Source organism: Streptomyces sp. NPDC004788 (assembly GCF_053601115.1).
The window spans coordinates 1-16,330 of the sequence record NZ_JBSGBF010000139.1; the positions used below are offsets into that span (position 1 = coordinate 1).

The 16,330-nt window shown below is 71.7% G+C and carries 14 protein-coding genes; 12 read left to right on the plus strand and 2 right to left on the minus strand.

Annotated features, from left to right (window positions below; translation table 11 throughout):
• Window positions 1-69: 69 nt before the first annotated feature.
• The 5 genes from ACWEJX_RS35190 (at window position 70) to ACWEJX_RS35210 (ending at window position 6,889) form a co-directional block, all read left to right on the plus strand.
• A complete protein-coding gene (locus ACWEJX_RS35190) occupies window positions 70-1,410 on the plus strand; it encodes a jacalin-like lectin (protein WP_451611495.1) in 1,341 nt (446 codons plus the stop codon).
• Between the two features lie 165 nt (window positions 1,411-1,575).
• Complete coding sequence (locus ACWEJX_RS35195) at window positions 1,576-2,688, plus strand: patatin-like phospholipase family protein (RefSeq protein WP_451611482.1); 1,113 nt, start codon at window positions 1,576-1,578, stop codon at window positions 2,686-2,688.
• On the plus strand, window positions 2,612-4,996 hold the full coding sequence (locus ACWEJX_RS35200) for a hypothetical protein (RefSeq protein ID WP_451611483.1): 2,385 nt from the start codon (window positions 2,612-2,614) through the stop codon (window positions 4,994-4,996). The genes ACWEJX_RS35195 and ACWEJX_RS35200 overlap by 77 nt, the downstream gene beginning before the upstream one ends.
• A gap of 238 nt (window positions 4,997-5,234) precedes the next feature.
• Window positions 5,235-6,431, plus strand: coding sequence for an MFS transporter (locus ACWEJX_RS35205; RefSeq protein ID WP_451611484.1), 1,197 nt, complete (start codon window positions 5,235-5,237; stop codon window positions 6,429-6,431).
• Between the two features lie 32 nt (window positions 6,432-6,463).
• Window positions 6,464-6,889 (plus strand): GlcG/HbpS family heme-binding protein, encoded by a 426-nt coding sequence (locus ACWEJX_RS35210; protein ID WP_451611485.1) that lies wholly within the window; start codon window positions 6,464-6,466, stop codon window positions 6,887-6,889.
• Between the two features lie 174 nt (window positions 6,890-7,063).
• Here the strand turns inward: ACWEJX_RS35210 and ACWEJX_RS35215 are convergent, their stop codons facing one another.
• Entirely contained in the window at window positions 7,064-8,167 is a 1,104-nt protein-coding gene (locus ACWEJX_RS35215) for a hypothetical protein (protein ID WP_451611486.1), read from the minus strand.
• A gap of 208 nt (window positions 8,168-8,375) precedes the next feature.
• Here ACWEJX_RS35215 and ACWEJX_RS35220 point away from each other — a divergent pair, with 208 nt between their 5' ends.
• The 4 genes from ACWEJX_RS35220 (at window position 8,376) to ACWEJX_RS35235 (ending at window position 11,633) form a co-directional block, all read left to right on the plus strand.
• Window positions 8,376-9,566 carry a cytochrome P450 gene (locus ACWEJX_RS35220; RefSeq protein ID WP_451611487.1) on the plus strand — a complete coding sequence of 397 codons (1,191 nt, stop codon included), beginning with the start codon at window positions 8,376-8,378 and terminating at the stop codon, window positions 9,564-9,566.
• Between the two features lie 17 nt (window positions 9,567-9,583).
• Complete coding sequence (locus ACWEJX_RS35225; protein ID WP_451611488.1) at window positions 9,584-9,775, plus strand: ferredoxin; 192 nt, start codon at window positions 9,584-9,586, stop codon at window positions 9,773-9,775.
• 320 nt (window positions 9,776-10,095) lie between these two features.
• A complete protein-coding gene (locus tag ACWEJX_RS35230) occupies window positions 10,096-11,190 on the plus strand; it encodes a nitric oxide synthase oxygenase (protein ID WP_451611489.1) in 1,095 nt (364 codons plus the stop codon).
• A gap of 80 nt (window positions 11,191-11,270) precedes the next feature.
• Window positions 11,271-11,633, plus strand: coding sequence for a hypothetical protein (locus ACWEJX_RS35235; RefSeq protein ID WP_451611490.1), 363 nt, complete (start codon window positions 11,271-11,273; stop codon window positions 11,631-11,633).
• A 77-nt stretch (window positions 11,634-11,710) separates the two neighbouring features.
• Here ACWEJX_RS35235 and ACWEJX_RS35240 read toward each other — a convergent pair whose 3' ends face one another.
• Window positions 11,711-13,567, minus strand: a complete 1,857-nt coding sequence (locus ACWEJX_RS35240; RefSeq protein ID WP_451611491.1) for a S8 family serine peptidase — start codon at window positions 13,565-13,567, stop codon at window positions 11,711-11,713.
• Between the two features lie 254 nt (window positions 13,568-13,821).
• Between ACWEJX_RS35240 and ACWEJX_RS35245 the strand changes: the two genes are divergently transcribed.
• The 3 genes from ACWEJX_RS35245 to ACWEJX_RS35255 form a co-directional block, all read left to right on the plus strand.
• Entirely contained in the window at window positions 13,822-14,184 is a 363-nt protein-coding gene (locus ACWEJX_RS35245; protein ID WP_451611492.1) for a YrdB family protein, read from the plus strand.
• A 160-nt stretch (window positions 14,185-14,344) separates the two neighbouring features.
• The gene (locus ACWEJX_RS35250) at window positions 14,345-14,800 is read left to right on the plus strand and encodes an effector-associated constant component EACC1 (RefSeq protein ID WP_451611493.1); all 456 of its coding nucleotides are present in this window, start codon (window positions 14,345-14,347) and stop codon (window positions 14,798-14,800) included.
• Window positions 14,787-16,330: caspase, EACC1-associated type (locus ACWEJX_RS35255; RefSeq protein ID WP_451611494.1), on the plus strand; the 1,544-nt coding region annotated here is incomplete at its 3' end. The genes ACWEJX_RS35250 and ACWEJX_RS35255, both read left to right, overlap by 14 nt.

Here is a 16,330-nt window from a genome sequence, read left to right on the forward strand (position 1 = left end):
GGGCGGAAAGGTCCGCCCGGTCCCGGCCGGCGCCACGCCCACCCCGAACCCCACCACCGGGAGCCCTTCATGCGCCGACTCCTCGCCTGCCTGACGGCGGCGGCAGCAGCACTCGCCGGACTCACCGTGACGGCGCCACCGGCGCGGGCCGCCGACTCGGGCACGTTCAGCGCGCTCACCTACAACGTCGCCGGGCTGCCCGACAGCATCTCCAGCGCGCCGACGCCCCGCGAGCCCGCCACGACCGAGATCGGCCGACGGATCGAGGCGTACGACATCGTCCACGTCCAGGAGGACTTCAACTACCACGCCCGCCTCTACGCCGCCGACACCGCCCACCCGTACCGAACCCCCACCAGCGGCGGGGCGGGCATCGGCAGCGGCCTCAACACGCTGTCGAAGTCCCCCTACGACACGGACGACTTCGAGCGGGTCCGCTGGAACTCCTGCCAGTACGACTCGGGCGACTGCCTGACCCCGAAGGGCTTCACCTTCGCCCGGCAGCGCCTCGCCGAGGGCGTGTACGTCGACTTCTACAACCTCCACACCAACGCCGGTACGAACGCGGGAGATCTGGCGTCACGCGCCGACAACCTGAACCAGCTCACCGCCTTCATCACGACCCACTCGGCGGGCAACGCGGTCGTCGTCATGGGCGACACCAACACCCGCTACACCCGCGCCGGCGACACGATCGCCGAGTTCGCCGCCGCCAACGCGCTCACCGACGCCTGGGTCGAGCTGATCCGCGGCGGCATCCCGCCCGCCAAGGGCAGCGACGCCCTCGTCTGCGACCAGTCCCGGCCGACCGTGCCCAACACCTGCGAGGTCGTGGACAAGGTCCTCTACCGCGGCAGCAGGCTCGTCTCCCTGAGCGCCACCTCCTACGACAACGAGCACGCCGCGTTCCTCACGGACGACGGACTCATGCTCTCCGACCACGACCCGGTCGCGGTGGGCTTCTCCTGGTCGCTCAACCCGGACTTCCGGCTGAGCGAGCAGTTCGGCGGACCGCACGGCGACCATTTCAACGACATCGACCGCGTCCCCGCCGGCGCCCGCGCCACCACCCTCACCTTGAGCGCCGGCGCCCGGGTCGACCGCCTGGCCGTCACCCTGGACAACGGCACGACCCTCACCCACGGCGGCACCGGGGGCACCGCCGCCTCCCTCACCCTCGGGAGTGGGGAGTACGTCACCAGCGCCTACGTGTGCCGGGCCCAGAAGGACGGCCGCACCCGGATCTTCCACGCGAGGTTCAGCACCAACCTCGGCCGCACCCTCGCCGGCGGCACGCCGACCTCCGACTGCGTCACCCACACCGCCCCTCCCGGCTGGCAGATCGCCGGCTTCCACGGCCGGTCGGGCGACGAGATCGACAAGATCGGCTTCATCGACACGCAACGCTGACATCCCCGACATCCTGGCCGCGACGCCCCGGCCGGAACGCTCGCCTTCCCCAGGCCGGCTGGTTCCGGCCACGCTGCGCCCCGAGCGTTTGGCGCCGGCGGGGAGGGGAACAGGGTTGTGCGGTGTTGTGACGGAGGATCAGGGACCTGATCGCACGGGGGGACCATGCAGGCCGGCGCAGTCGAGAGCACACACGCGTACTGGGATCCCACGCATCCCGTCCTGGAGATCCTGCGTGCCCGCCGGGAATCCGGGAGCTTACCGGGGCAGCGCACGGACGGTGCGACCGTCGCCCTCGCCGTCGAGGGCGGCGGCATGCGCGGGGTGATCTCCGCGGCGATGCTGTCCCAGCTGGAGGACTACGGCTTCAAGGACGCCTTCGACGTGGTCTACGGGTGCTCCGCCGGAGGGATCAACGGTGCCTACTTCCTGGCGGGCGAGACCTGGTACCCGCTGTCGATCTACTACGACGACCTGACGAACAAGCAGTTCGTCGACTTCTCCCGGGCCCTGCGCGGGCAGCCGATCCTGAACCTGGCCTACTCCTTCGACCACATCATGGAGCGGGTCAAGCCCCTGGACTACGAGGCCGTCCTCCGTTCGCCGATCGCCCTGTCCGTGCCGGTCACCGACGTCGACGCCCTGCGGACCGTGGTGCTGCGGGAGTTCTCCACCCGGCACGACCTCAAGGCGGCGTTGCGCGCCTCCGCCTGGCTCCCGATCGCCGTCCCCGGCACCTTCGCCATGCCCGACGGGACGCGTGCCATCGACGGCGGTGTCCTCACCGCCCTGCCCTTCCGGCTCGCGGTCGGTGACGGCTGTACGCACGTCCTGTCGCTCAGCACCCGGCCGATGGGACCGGCCGGCGCCGGGCTCAACCTGATGCACCGCTACACCTTCCTGCACCTGGAGCGGATGCGCCGCGGGCTCGGCGCCGGATACCTGGCGGCGATCCGTCAGAAGCACCGCGACCAGGACTGGCTCCGCCGGATGAGAACGGCCCCCGCGGCCGGCGCGCCGTACGTCCTCGATCTGGCGCCACTGCCGTGGATGCCCGAGCTCAAGCGGCACGAGCTGAACCACGGCCGACTGCTCCACCACGCGCGGATGGCCTACGGAATCTCCTTCTGCGCCACCGAGGGGAGACCGGTCGAGCTGATGCGCCGGGGCGGAATCCGTGCCATGCCGAGACTGAGGATGGTTGACAGCGCGAATGGAGCACCGGGGCGCGCCGCTGGATCTGCTGCTCGCAGCACTGTCCGATCTGACGGGATATGACGAGGAGCACCTGGCACGGTTGCAGGACCTGCTCGAGCTGCCCGCCGACGGCCGGCCGGAAACCACCCGGCAGCGGACCCGCCGGCTCGAGACGTGGCGGCGTCTGCTGCAGGACATCCCGCTCGACGAGCGGTCGTTCGACGACCGCTTCGGGCTCGCGGGCAGGCGGGCCACGATCGCGCACCTGGTCTCCTGGTGCCTCGGATACCGGGACCAGAGCGGTGGGCGCCCGGTGGGCCGGGACGAGCTGTTCGGTTTCGTCAGCCTGTTCCTGCTGACCCTGCTCGGTCTCGCCGAGTCCGAGGCGCAGCGCTCGCTCCCGCAGCCGGGGGCCGTCGTCGGCCGGAGCGGCCAGGCGCTGACCCATGACTGCGACGGCGTCTGCGGGGTGCTCGTCGCCGAGGTGGCGGTCGCGGAGGTCATCGCCGACGTCTACAGCCCGCAGCGGCGCCCCGCCGGGCGCGGCGCGGCCGAGACCGTGGAGCCCGCCCGGCGCGAATGGGAGGCCATGCGGCGCAAGCTGCGGTTCCACCGGCACGGCAGCACCTCGATGATCCTGCGCGGTGCCACGGCGGACGCCGTGCACGGCACCCGTCCCGAGTTCGCCCTCAAGCTGATCCTCTATCCGTTCACCCGGATCGGGACCCTCGCGCAGGCCACCCGCAGCTACGCGGAGACGTACGGCACGTCGAGCACCGGTTCACGGCACCTGGTGCGGGTCTGGGCCAGCTGGGACAGCTGGATCCTCATGGACTTCATCGAGGGCAGGACGCTCGCCGAGCTCGTCCGCGAGGAGTGGGGGGCGGAGGCGGCCGGCGCGGGCCAGGCGGCCTCCCTTCGCCTGGACCGGCTCCGGGAGAAGGGGCTGCTGCTCTTCGAGGCCCTGGAGGACCTCCAGCGCGTCGCGCGCGAAGACCCGGTCCACGGCCGGCTCAAGAGCGTGCACGCGGACCTGGCACCGTCCAACATCATCGTGTCCGCGGCCGACGGCGCCTTCAAGCTCATCGACCTCGGCCGGAACTACCTCTACACCCACACCGTCACGGGGACGGCGGGGGCCGAGGCCGCCTACATCGCCCCGGAGGTGAAGGCCGGCGAGACCGAGATAGCCCGGGCCGACCTCTACTCGCTCGGGCAGCTGCTGATCCTCTTCGGCACCGGCCGGGCGAGCGCCGACGGCGTCGTACCCGACATCTTCTACATGCGTGCCGCGCTCCTCGCGCGGTTCGTCGAGGACCTGGTCGACGCCGACCCGAGCCGGCGGCTGCTCATCTTCTCCGCCGGGTCCGGGCCCGCGCTCTCGTACGCGCGGCTGAAGGACGGCTTCCTGGCGGAGCTCGACATGGTGCAGGCCGCCGAGCAGGGCGAGTCGGATCTGCGGGTCGAGACCGGGTGGCGGGCCCTGCGCGAGCTGATGCGGCCGCTGGCCGGCGACCCGGGCCGCGAGTGGCGGCTGTGGCGGATGCGCAGGGGCCTCGACGAGCGCCCGGAGTCCGACCGCGGGCAGTTCACGAACTGGCTCCTCGCCTGGTCGCTGTTCTCGGCGCTGATCTGGGCGGTGACGAACACCGTCGTCGTCACCTGGCTGCTGCGGGACCTGGACCTGGACTGGGGGAACAAGCTCGTGGAACTGGTGCAGCACGCCAGTCACAACCCCGACGGCCTGCCGATCATCGACGGATGGCGGCGCGAGGGGTACGAGCTGCCGGACTGGCGGGCCAACCTCCCCGCCCGGATGGTCGGGCTCTCCTACGCGATCGCGGCACCGAAGTACTACCAGATGCTGTTCTCCGGTCTGACCCCGCTCGTCATCGGATGGCGGGCCGGCTCGATGACCCGGCTGGCCCTGGCGGCCGAGGCGAGCATGCGGATCATGGCCGTCGCGCCGTGCCTGCTCGTCCTGGCGGTCACCCTGGTCGACCCGCGCTGGTGGCCGATCAACTCCGCGATCGGGCAGATCCTCACCCTGCTCGCGAACGTGCTGACCCTCGCCTACGTGCGCGCGGTCGTCGCCCGCTCACGACAGCTGGGCCTCAGCACGGTCCCGGGCGACGACACCAAGATCACGGGTCTGTCCTCGTTCACCCAGTGGGTGCCGACCTCGCTCTTCTACGCCACGGCGGTCCTGACCATCGGCACCATGCTCTACCTGGGACTTCTCCACGACGTCTACGTCTACGCGCTGGCCGTCACCTCGACCAACATCTTCCTCTTCTACGCCATCAAATGCGGCATCGGCGGCCCGACCATCCGCGTCACGATCGTCCGCACCTGCCTGGCCGCCGAACGCGTCGGCCGCTGCCGGTGACCACCGCCCCCTCCCGTCGTGCCACCGCCCCCTCCCGTCGTGCGGGGCGACCTGCTTCAGCACGTCCTCGTCGAGCGGGTCTTCGTCACTGAGAGCACCGCCACCACCGCAGATCCGACAGGTGCAGCCACCGCCTTCCCGTGCCCACCTGCTACCTTCGTTTGCGCTTATAGCGCGCCTGCAACTATTGTGAAGGCACGCAAAGAGCTCACTCAAGCAATCATGGAAGGGCTGAGCCATGCCGCTCGCACTCCTCGCCCTCGCAGTCGGGGCCTTCGGAATCGGCACGACCGAGTTCGTCATCATGGGCCTGCTGCCCGAGATCGCCGCCGACTACGGCGTCACCATCCCCACCGCCGGTTTCCTGGTCACCGGCTACGCGCTCGGCGTCGTCCTCGGGGCGCCGCTGCTCACCGTGCTCGGGAACAAGGTGAGCCGGAAGCGGATGCTCATGCTGCTGATGGGGCTGTTCGTCGTCGGCAACGTGGTCTCCGCGCTCGCCCCGAACTTCGGGATCATGCTGACCGGCCGCGTGGTCGCCTCCCTCGCGCACGGGTCCTTCTTCGGCATCGGGTCCGTCGTGGCCGCCGGGCTGGTCGCGCCGGAGAAGAAGGCCGGGGCCATCGCCACCATGTTCACCGGGCTGACCGTGGCCAACATCGTGGGCGTGCCGCTGGGCACGTTCATCGGGCAGGCCGTGGGGTGGCGCGTCACCTTCGGGATCGTCGCCGTGCTCGGCGTGGCCGGGCTGCTCGGGATCGCGAAGCTCGTGCCCGCCACGCCCCGGCCCGAGGGCGCGCGGCTGCGCGGCGAGCTCACCGCCTTCCGCAACCCGCAGGTGCTGCTCGCGATGGCGATGACCGTGCTCGGCTTCGGTGGCGTGTTCGCCGCGATCACGTACATCGCGCCGATGATGACCCACGTGGCCGGCTACTCCGACGGCTCGGTGACCTGGCTGCTCGTCCTGTTCGGCATCGGCATGTTCCTGGGCAACCTGCTCGGCGGCCGGTACGCAGACCGTGCCCTGATGCCCATGCTGTACGCGACGCTCGGCGGCCTGGCCGTCGTCCTCGCGCTGTTCGGCTTCACCGCGCACGACAAGGTCCTCGCCGCGATCACCGTCCTGCTCGTCGGAGCGCTCGGCTTCGCCACCGTGCCGCCGCTGCAGAAGCGCGTCCTCGACCAGGCCCACGGCGCGCCCACCCTGGCCTCGGCCGTCAACATCGGCGCCTTCAACCTCGGCAACGCGCTGTCCGCCTGGCTCGGCGGCCTCGTGATCACCGCCGGCTTCGGCTACACCTCCCCCAACTGGGTGGGCGCGCTCCTCGCCGCCGCCGCGCTGGTCCTCGCCTTCTGGTCGGCCGCTCTGGAGCGCCGGAGCCCCGCGGTCGCGGCAGCGGCTCCCGCCGCGGCGCCCGTGCCCGTACACCACTGACCCCCGCTTCGCACCGCCTCCAAGGAGAAGTCATGAGCACCACCACCGCCGTCGCCCCGCTCACCACCGCCGACGCCGAGACACTGATCACCGCCGCGCGCCGCGCCGCCCAGGCGGCCGGGGTCACGGTCAGCGTCACCGTCCTCGACGCCGGCGGTCACCCGCTCGCCTTCCGCCGCGACGACCAGGCCGTCCTGATCTCCGGCGAGACCAGCACCCGCAAGGCGTACACCGCGCTCCAGCTGAACGCCGCGACCGCCGACCTGGTCGACCTGGTCAAGCCCGACGGTCCGTTCCACTCCCTGCCCACCGCGCTCGACCGGCCGCTGCTCTTCATCGCGGGCGGCGTCCCCGTCCACCGCGACGGGCGCCTCATCGGCGCGATCGGCGTGGGCGGCGGCGCACCGGAGCAGGACCACGGCTTCGCCGCCACCGCCCTGGAGGAGCTTTCCCGATGACCGCCACCGGCGCCCCACCCGTACCCCGCAGCAGGTCTTCGCCGACCACGGCAGCCGCCTCGGCACCGGAGACCTCGGCCTGATCAGCGAGACGCACGACGCTGTAGGCGTGAGTCCCCCGCCCACAGGTCCGCCCTCCTGCCGCGTCCGGCAGGGGGGCGGGCCCGTCGTGGCTCAGGTGACGAGGATCGTCACGACCGCGACCAACACCAACGCCGCCAGGGCGATCCCCGCCAACTGCCAGACCCTGCGCGGGGAGGAGACGCGGAGCACGTACGGAGCGCTCGTCGTCGGGATGACGAAGTGGACGTGGTGGGGGTCCTCGGCGAGGGTGACACGGGCGACGGAGAGGTGGCGCACGGAGATCCGGCGGGTGATCTCGCGTGGACGGGGGCGCAGGCGCGGGGTCAGCAGGCGGACGACCTCGGCGGCCGTGTCGGCCGGCAGGGGCGCCTGCTCGCCGGACGCCTCGACGGGCGTCCAGTCACCGCGCTCGCGGGCCTGCCGGGCGGCACGGTACGGGAGTTCAGCGGCAGGTGTGATCGGCTCCGTGTCCGGCTTCCAGTCGATGACGCCCTCCGTCCAGGTCACGAGCCGTCCCGTGCCCGCGCAGCGCTCGCACGCGCCCGTACCGTCGCCGGAACACTTGGGGCAGGTGCGCGTCCCCTTCCCGCCGCATCGTGAGCAGTGCTGCTTGCCGCGCCCGCCGCAGGTGGCGCACGCGGAGTCCCGGGCGCCGCACTGCTTGCAGGTGACGCGCTCCTCCTCGTCCCGGCCGGATCCGTCGGAATTCTCCGCTCGGTCGGATCCGTCGGGCCCCTTGGGGTTCTTACGGGTGCGGCGGCCGGTGCCGTCGCAGCGCAGACAGCTGTCGAGGCCGCGGCACGTCTCGCAGGGCACCCAGGGCTCGCAGCGCAGATCACCCGCTCCCAGACAGCGCCCGCACTGGACGAGGCCGTTGCTGCAGGCGTCGCAGGACCGGTCCCGCACGGTGCCGCGCCGTACGAGCGTGTGGGTGACGCGGGTCGCCGGGTCGCGCGGGGCCGGGATCACGTGCTCGTCGATGTCGGACTCGTACACCGGCCGCTCGGACAGGTCCAGGGGCCCGCGGTGGAGTTGCGGCTTCTCGCTGCGGCTCTCGATGCTGCGCACGATCTCCCCCTCCACCAGGAGGTGCCGGGTGATCTTCGCCTCCTCCGGGCGAAGCGCCCGTGCCGGTGCGCCGCGCTGCTTCAAGCTGCGCAGCACCGCCGCGAGAACGTCCTCGTCACTCAGCACCCTTCCCCGACCCCCTTGGTCACCCGACTCCGTGTGCGACACGCGAGACGTACCCACAAGCGCCGCTCGCCATGACTCCGAATGGATGCGCTCGTTTCGGCGGTTTGGCTGAACTGCATGTAGACCAAATAGATGCCTGAGGCATGTAGTGGAGATCGCACCACCGACCGAAGCGCCAGAACCGCCGACCGCCGTATGCGAGGTCCCCATGACCGAAGCCGTGGCCTTTCCCCAGGACCGCACCTGCCCCTACCACCCCCCGACCGCCTACGATCCGCTCCGCGAGGAACGCCCGCTGTCCCGGGTGACCCTGTGGGACGGGCGCGAGGTGTGGATCGTCACCGGACACCAGGCCGCGCGGGCACTCCTCGCCGACCAGCGCCTGTCCACCGACTCCACCCGCACCGACTTCCCGCTGCCGACAGAACGCGCCACGGCCCTGCGCCGGCGCCGGCGCGCCGCGCTGCTCGGCTGGGACGACCCCGAGCACAACGCCCAGCGCCGCATGCTGATCCCGAGCTTCACGCTCCGCCGCGCGGAGGGGCTGCGGCCACGCATCCAGGCGATCGTGGACCGGCTGCTCGACGCCATGGAGGCGGCGGGGCCGACGGCCGAACTGGTGAGCGCGTTCGCGCTGCCGGTGCCGTCGATCGTGATCTGCGAACTCCTCGGCGTGCCGTACGAGGACCACGAGTTCTTCGAGGAGCAGTCCCGGCGGCTGCTGCGCGGCCCGACGGCCGCGGACACCGAGGAGGCGCTGAAGCGGCTCGAGGACTATCTGGGCGACCTGATCGACCGCAAGCGCACCGAGCCCGGCGAAGGGGTCCTCGACGACCTGGTCGCCCGCCAGGCGGAGGAAGGCGGGCCCGACCGGCAGGAGCTGGTGCAGCTGGCGACGATCCTGCTGGTGGCCGGGCACGAGACGACCGCGAACATGATCTCGCTCGGCACGTACACGCTGCTGCGCCACCCGTCACGTCTCGCGGAACTGCGCGCGGACCCGGCGCTCGTACCGGCGGCGGTGGAGGAGCTGCTGCGGTTCCTGTCCATCGCGGACGGGCTGCTGCGGGTCGCGCGCGAGGACGTGGAGGTGGAGGGCGTCGTGATCCGGGCGGGCGAGGGCGTGGTGTTCTCGACGTCCGTGATCAACCGGGACGGTTCCGTGTACGCGGATCCGGACACCCTGGACTGGTCGCGGCCGGCGCGGCACCACGTGGCGTTCGGGTTCGGGATCCATCAGTGCCTGGGGCAGAACCTGGCGCGGATGGAGCTGGAGATCGCACTCGGGACACTGCTGCGCAGGCTGCCCGGGCTGCGGCTCGCGGCGCCGGCCGAGGAGATCCCGTTCAAGCCGGGGGACACGATCCAGGGGATGCTCCGGCTCCCCGTCACATGGTGAGAGAGGAAACCCGCCAGATGCGCATCTCCATCGACACCGGCGTCTGTATCGGGGCCGGCCAGTGCGCCCTGGTCTCGCCCGACGTCTTCACCCAGGACGACGACGGCTTCGGCACGGTCGTACCCGGTCGTGAGGACGGAGCGGGCGGGCCGCTCGTACGGGAGGCCGCGCGGGCCTGCCCCGTACAGGCGATCACGGTCGCCGAGTAGGACGACTGGGGCGGAAACGGGGCACGATACCAGTCCGGCCCGGCCCCCATGCGACATTCGACTACTCTCCACACTTGAGTATGTTCGTACGGTAGTCATGGGGGCCGGGAGGAAACACCTTGGTCTTCAGTCTGAGTCGCCGCCGGAAGTCTGTCCCCGCGCCCGTCCACACCCCTGTCCCCGTCCCTGCCCCCGCCCCTGCCCCTACTGCTGTCTCCGCCCCTACTGCTGTCTCCGTCCCCGCGAGCAGCGGCTGCCCTTATGTGGCGGGCGCTGCGAGCGGGGGCACCGCCGCCCCGGTCCGTGACCCGCTGCCCCGGGTGGACCGGCTGCAGGCGGTGGACTTCGTCCGCCGGTTCCACCAGGAGCAGCCGCACGCGGGGGACGCGGCGGACGCGGAGCGGCGGATACGTGCGGTGCTGGCCGAGATCGACCGGACCGGCACCTACGAACACACCCCGGCGGAGCTCGCGTTCGGCGCCCGCGTCGCCTGGCGCAACGCGGCCCGCTGCATCGGCAGGCTGTACTGGCGCAGCCTCGTCGTACGGGACCTGCGGCACGTCACGGACGCGGACGACATGGCGGCCGAGTGCTTCGAGCATCTGCGGCTCGCCGGGAACGCCGGCCGGATCCGGCCGGTCGTGTCGGTCTTCGCACCGGACCGGCCGGGGCGGCCCGCGCCGCGGATCGTCAACGACCAGCTGGTCCGCTACGCCGGTCACCGCACGCCCGACGGGCGCTGGATCGGCGACCCGCGCGGCGCGGCGATGACGTCGCGGGCGCGGGAGCTGGGCTGGAAGAGGGACGAAGAGCCGTTCCAGGTGCTGCCGTTGATGGTGCGGGAACATCCCGGCACGGCCGCGTCCCGGCCCGAGTGGTACGAACTGCCGGACGACAGCGTGCTCGAGGTGCCGCTGTCCCATCCCGAGCACGCGTGGTTCGCCGAACTCGGCCTGCGGTGGTACGCGGTGCCGGCGATCAGCGACATGGTCTTGGAGATCGGCGGCGTACGGTATCCGGCGGCGCCGTTCAACGGCTGGTACATGGGCACCGAGATAGGCGCCCGGAACCTCGCCGACGCCGAACGCCTCGACCTGCTCCCGGTGGTGGCCGACCGGCTCGGCCTGGACCGCTCGTCGGAGCGCACGCTGTGGCGCGACCGGGCGCTGGTCGAGCTCAACGTGGCCGTGCTGCACTCCTTCCAGGAGGCCGGGGTGACGATGGCCGACCATCACACCGAGTCGGAGCGCTTCATCCGCCACATCGCCCAGGAGAGCCGCCAAGGCCGCCCGACACCCGCCGACTGGAGCTGGATCGTCCCGCCGCTCTCCGCCTCGACCACGCCCGTCTTCCACCGCTACTACGACCCGGTCGACCCGGCGCTCCGGCCGGCCTTCCTCCCACGCGGGTCGTAGCGCACGGACGTTCGCCTATCCTGCTCGCGAAGACCTACGGGGAAACACCTACGGGGAAACGACGGGGACGGGGGAATCGTATGAACTGGATCTGGGTGGTCGCCATCCTGTTCTGGACGGGCGGGTTCGCATGGATCGCGGACAACGCCCGCACGGCGCTGAAGCACCGCCACGAGCGCAAGATGGAGGTTCTCGAGGCGGCGCGGCAGGAGCGGCTGGCGATCGAGTCGGCGAACCGGGGGCCCGAGCCGGTCTGCGGGTGCACGCACCACCTGGCGAAGCACGACAAGCAGGGCCGGTGCCACGAGCGCGTGGAGATTCCGGTCGCCTGGGACGAGAACAAGAAGCCGCTGCGCTACGAGGCCGGGCAGTGCAACTGCCAGCAGTACGTGGGGCCGCAGCCGCTGTCGCAGGTGTACGCGGAGGAGCTCACCGATCTCTAGGACGGTGACCGCGAGACGGGTGAGCCCCCGGGAGACGACTCCCGGGGGCTCGTTGCGCGTTCACGGCTCTCGGAAACCTAGAAGGTCAGGTTCCAGGCGTCGATGCGGCCCGTGTCCTGGGTCGCGGTGTCCTGGACGCGGAGCTTCCAGACGCCGTTCGCCGTCTCGGCGGAGGCGTCGACCGTGTAGGTCTTGAGGACGTCGTCCGTGCTGTCGCTGTTCGGGAAGTCCTCCAGGAGGTACACCGTGCCGTCGGGCGCGACCAGGGAGACGACGAGGTCGCCGCGGTAGGTGTGCTTGATGTCGACGCCGACCTTGAGGGTGGCGGGCGCGTTGCCCGTGACACCGGAGACCGTGATCGGGCTCTCGACGGTGGTGTTGTCGGGGATGGCGACGTCGGTGAGGTTCTCGAAGTACGGGCCGGTGGGCGGCGGGGTCGAGCCGGAGACCGCCTTCAGGGCGTCGACCGCGCCTTCGCCGAAGAAGCCGTTGTAGGCGGTGGTGCCGGTGCAGCGGGTGTCGGCGGGGCACGCCCGGTCCGTGGCCTGCGCGGCGAGCGCGGCACGGATGTCCGCCGGGGTGTAGGTCGGGTTGACGCTGGCGATGAGCGCGGCGACTCCCGTCACGTGCGGGGAGGCCATCGACGTGCCGCTCTTGGTGCCGTACTTGCCGCCCGGGAGCGTCGAGTAGACACCGGTCGTGCCGTCGCCGCCGGGCGCGGCGATGTCGATGACGCCGTTGCCGAAGTTGGAGTACGACGCCTTGGCGCCGCCGCTGGCCTGCGCGGCGACGGTCACGACGCCGGGCAGCTCGGTCGGGATGTCGAGGCAGGCGTTGGTGATGGTGCGGGTGACCGGCGTGGAGTCGTTGGGGCTGTCGCTGTCGGTCGTCTTGTTCGCCAGGTCGTAGTTGGAGTTGCCGGCCGCGGCGACCTGCAGCGAGCCCTTCGACTCGGCGTACGCCTGGGCGCGCCGGACGCCCTCGATGATGGCGGCCTGGTCGACGTTGTCCGGGCAGTTGAACTGCCACGGGTCGGTGTAATAGCTGTTGTTGGTGACCTTGAAGCCGTGGTCACCGGCCCACATCAGGGCGCAGACGGTGTTCTCGGCGTAGAACAGCGTGCTGGTGGGCTCCGCGATGCGGACGGAGGCGATCTTCACGCCGGGCGCGACACCGACGACGCCCTTGCCGTTCTTCGCGGCGGCGATGGTGCCGGCGACGTGCGTGCCGTGCGTGTCGACGTCCCGCCAGGCGCCGGCGCGGGTGTCCGCCTTGCCGTAGGCGCAGGAGACGGAGTCGGCGGCGTCGAAGTTGGGCGCGATGTCCTGGTGCTGGTCGTCGACGCCGGTGTCGAGGACGCCGACCTTCACGGCCGAGGAGCCGGTGGTGACGGCCCACGCCTGGTCGGCCTTGATCTGGGTCATGTCCCAGCGGTTCGACTCGGTCAGCGTGGTCGCGGACTGGCTCGGGTTGGCGGGCAGGGCCGGGTTGTACGCGTCCGCGGGGACGTCGGAGGTACGGGTCGCGCCGACCTGCTGGACGCCGGTCACGCCGCGCATCGTGGCGGCGAAGGAGGCGGAGGTCGAGTGGGCGACGACGACGCCGATGGCGTCGTAGGAGGCGAAGACGCTGCCGCCGTTGGCGGCGACCGCGTTGCGCACGGCGGTGGTGTCGCCGGGCGTCGTGATCACCAGGTAGGCGCGGGTGCCGGCGGCCCAGGCGCCGGCGGTCTGCTGCACGCCGGAGATCTGCTGCGTCGTGGCGGCCGTCCGCGGGGCGGACTTGCCGGCGGGGGCCTGGGTGCGCGGCCCGCCCGTGGGCTCGATGGTGGCCTGGGCGGGGGTGGCGAGGGCGACGGTGGCGCCTACGACGGCCGCGGCCGCGACCGTGATTCTCAGCCGGTGCGACGTCCGGTTCGATATGTGGGAAAACAATGCGTCCTCCGATGGTCCGGTGGTGCGGGTGGCACCGGCCGGGCCCTGTGTGGTGTGGGGTGGACGCAAGATCCCAGGACGCCACTACTGGAGGGAAGGATTCCGCCCGCCGTATCCCTTTCCGTTACCCATTGTTGATCTGATGACACGTCATGCGACCGCCTGTCAGGGTCGATTGAGGGATTGATCGAGGTCGATCGACAGGTGACCACCGGCAGGCGCTCTCGGCGTGATCCGGGCGCAGAATGACCCCCATGAGACTCCCCGCTCCCCTGCACGTGTTCAACGAGGGCCTCGCGTTCCTCCTGGAAGTCGCGGCCCTCGGCTGCCTCGCCTGGTGGGGCTGGCAGAGCGTGGAACCCGTCGCCCTGCGGCTGGTCGTCGCCGTCGCGGCGCCCGCCGCGGCGGCCGTCCTGTGGGGCCTGTTCGCCGCGCCCAAGGCACGCGTCCCGGCGCCACTGCCGGGCGTCCTCGCCGTGAAGGCGCTGGTCTTCGGGGCCGCGGTGGCCGCGCTGTACGGCGTCGGGCATCCCGCATGGGCCGTCGTCTTCGGGATCGTCGCCCTCGTGAACACGGGTGTCGCGACGGTGGACCGCGGGGCGGCGATGCACCGTTGACGGGACGCCGCCGGCGGGCTACGCCACCGCCGGGTGACCGCCGGCCGGCGTGGGAACGAGGACGAGAGTCGAGAAGTGAGGTTCGTGGGAGAGGCCGACCGTGCAGAATCTCCCTGCGGGGCGGTCACGAGGGGGACATCGTATGCAGATCCGGCTGTTGGTGACGTCTGACGGGTCCGACGAGGACGAGGAGCTCACCCAGGCGCTCCACGACTGGCTGGCCGAGGACCGGGCGGTGGGACACCACGCGGAGATCTCCCGGTCGGGAGGCGAGACCGGCCGAAGCCCCGGATCGATGAGCGGGGATCCGTCCGGCTGGATCCAACTCCTCGTGGGATCGGGCTTCTCGGCCGCCGGGCTCGTCTACGCGCACATGGCGTTCCGTGCCTCGTTGCCCCGTCGTCGGCAGGACGCGGCCGTGCTCATCGAGCGGGACGGCGCTCGGATCACGGTGACCGACGCCTCGCCGGAGACCGCCGCGCGCATCGTGGAACTCCTGGCTCCGGCCGCAGACGGCCAGGGCGCCGAGGGCCGGCAGGGCTCCGAGGGCCGGCAGGGCTCCGAGGGCCGGCAGGGCTCCGAGGGCGAGGGCGGAGAAAACGGTGACGCTTCCTGACCCAGGGGCGAGCCGTGCCGTGCTGATCGGCATCGACGACTACCGGAACCTGCCCTCGCTGCGCCCGGTCGGCCGGGGGCGGGACCGGCTGGCCGAGCTGTTACGGGACCCCGCGGTCTGGGGGCTGCCCGAGGACGGCATCACGGTCTACGGCGCCCAGGCCGGCCGGGACGAGATCCTCGCCGCGATCAAGGAGGCGGCACGGGCCGCGACGGACACGCTGCTGCTGTACTTCGCCGGACACGGACTGCGCGACCGAGGCGGTCAACAGCTCCATCTCGCCCTCACGGACGCTGATGACGAGCATCCGCAGATCGGCAGCATCGTCTACGACGACGTCCGCCGGACGCTCAAGGCGGGAAACCGGGCCCGGCGGCGCATCGTGCTGCTCGACTGCTGCTACAGCGGGCTGGCCGGCAGCATGGGACCGCAGGGCCTCACCCGGGCGGAGCTCTCCGAGCAGGCGGCGATCGAGGGAACGTACCTGCTCACCTCGGCCTCCAGCACCCAGCGCGCCTTCGCCCACGACGACCAGCCCTACCCGGAGTTCACCGGGGTCCTGATCGACATCCTCGAAAGCGGCCTGCCCACGGCCGGACCCGAGCTGACGCTCAACACCATCTGGCAGGCGTCCCGGTCGGCACTCCTCGAACGCGGATCCCCGGAACCCCAGCAGTTCGGACAGAACGCCACGGGTGAACTCGCCTGGGTGACGAACGCCGCGTACGGCCGCCCGGACGCGGCGTGGAGCAGGGCGCTGCTCCGGCGGGTGGCCGAACTGCGCGAGGCGCTGCGGGCGACGGAGCGGCGTGTCGCGCTCGTCGAGTGGCATCACGCCGAGCTCCGGGAGGAGGTGGCGCGTCTCAGGGAGCAGGCGGAGGCGGGGCCGGCGCTGAGCGCGGGCGTGGGCGACGCCGGGCAGGCACGCGAGGCGAGCGCCGAGGACCGGTGGCACCTCACGGTCGTCTTCGCCGGATACGACCGGCCCTGGGCGACGTGGCTCGCCCGGCTCCTTGAGGCCCAAGGCTGCCGAGTGGCGCTGCAGCGCTGGGATCCGGTGCGCGAGGCGCCGCTGGAGGAACACTTCAAGGATCTGCTGCTCGGCCGGGGCCGGATCCTCCTCGCCCTCAGCGACTGGTTCTTCGACCTCGGCCCGCGACGGGCGAGCGAGTGGAACGCGGTGCTGCGCGGCTTCGTCGCCGCCCACGCCGAGCGGTTCGCCGCGGTCAACCTCACCAACCGCACCCTGCTCCCGGCGACCGCCGTGATGGAGCCGGTCAGTCTGTGGGGCACCAGCGAGGAGGCGGCCGAGGCCATGCTGCTCCACCGGCTCGGCATCGAGCGCCGCCGTGCCTCCGCCCGTGATTCCCTGCCGGGCGACCGCGTCCGCTTCCCGGAGACCCCACCGCAGATCTGGGGTGAGGTCCCGCGCCGGAACCCGCGCTTCACCGGCCGCGACGAGCTGCTCACCGAGCTCCAGCGGCGGCTCATGGACGCCGAGCGCGGCAGCGCCGCCTGCACCCTGCTCGG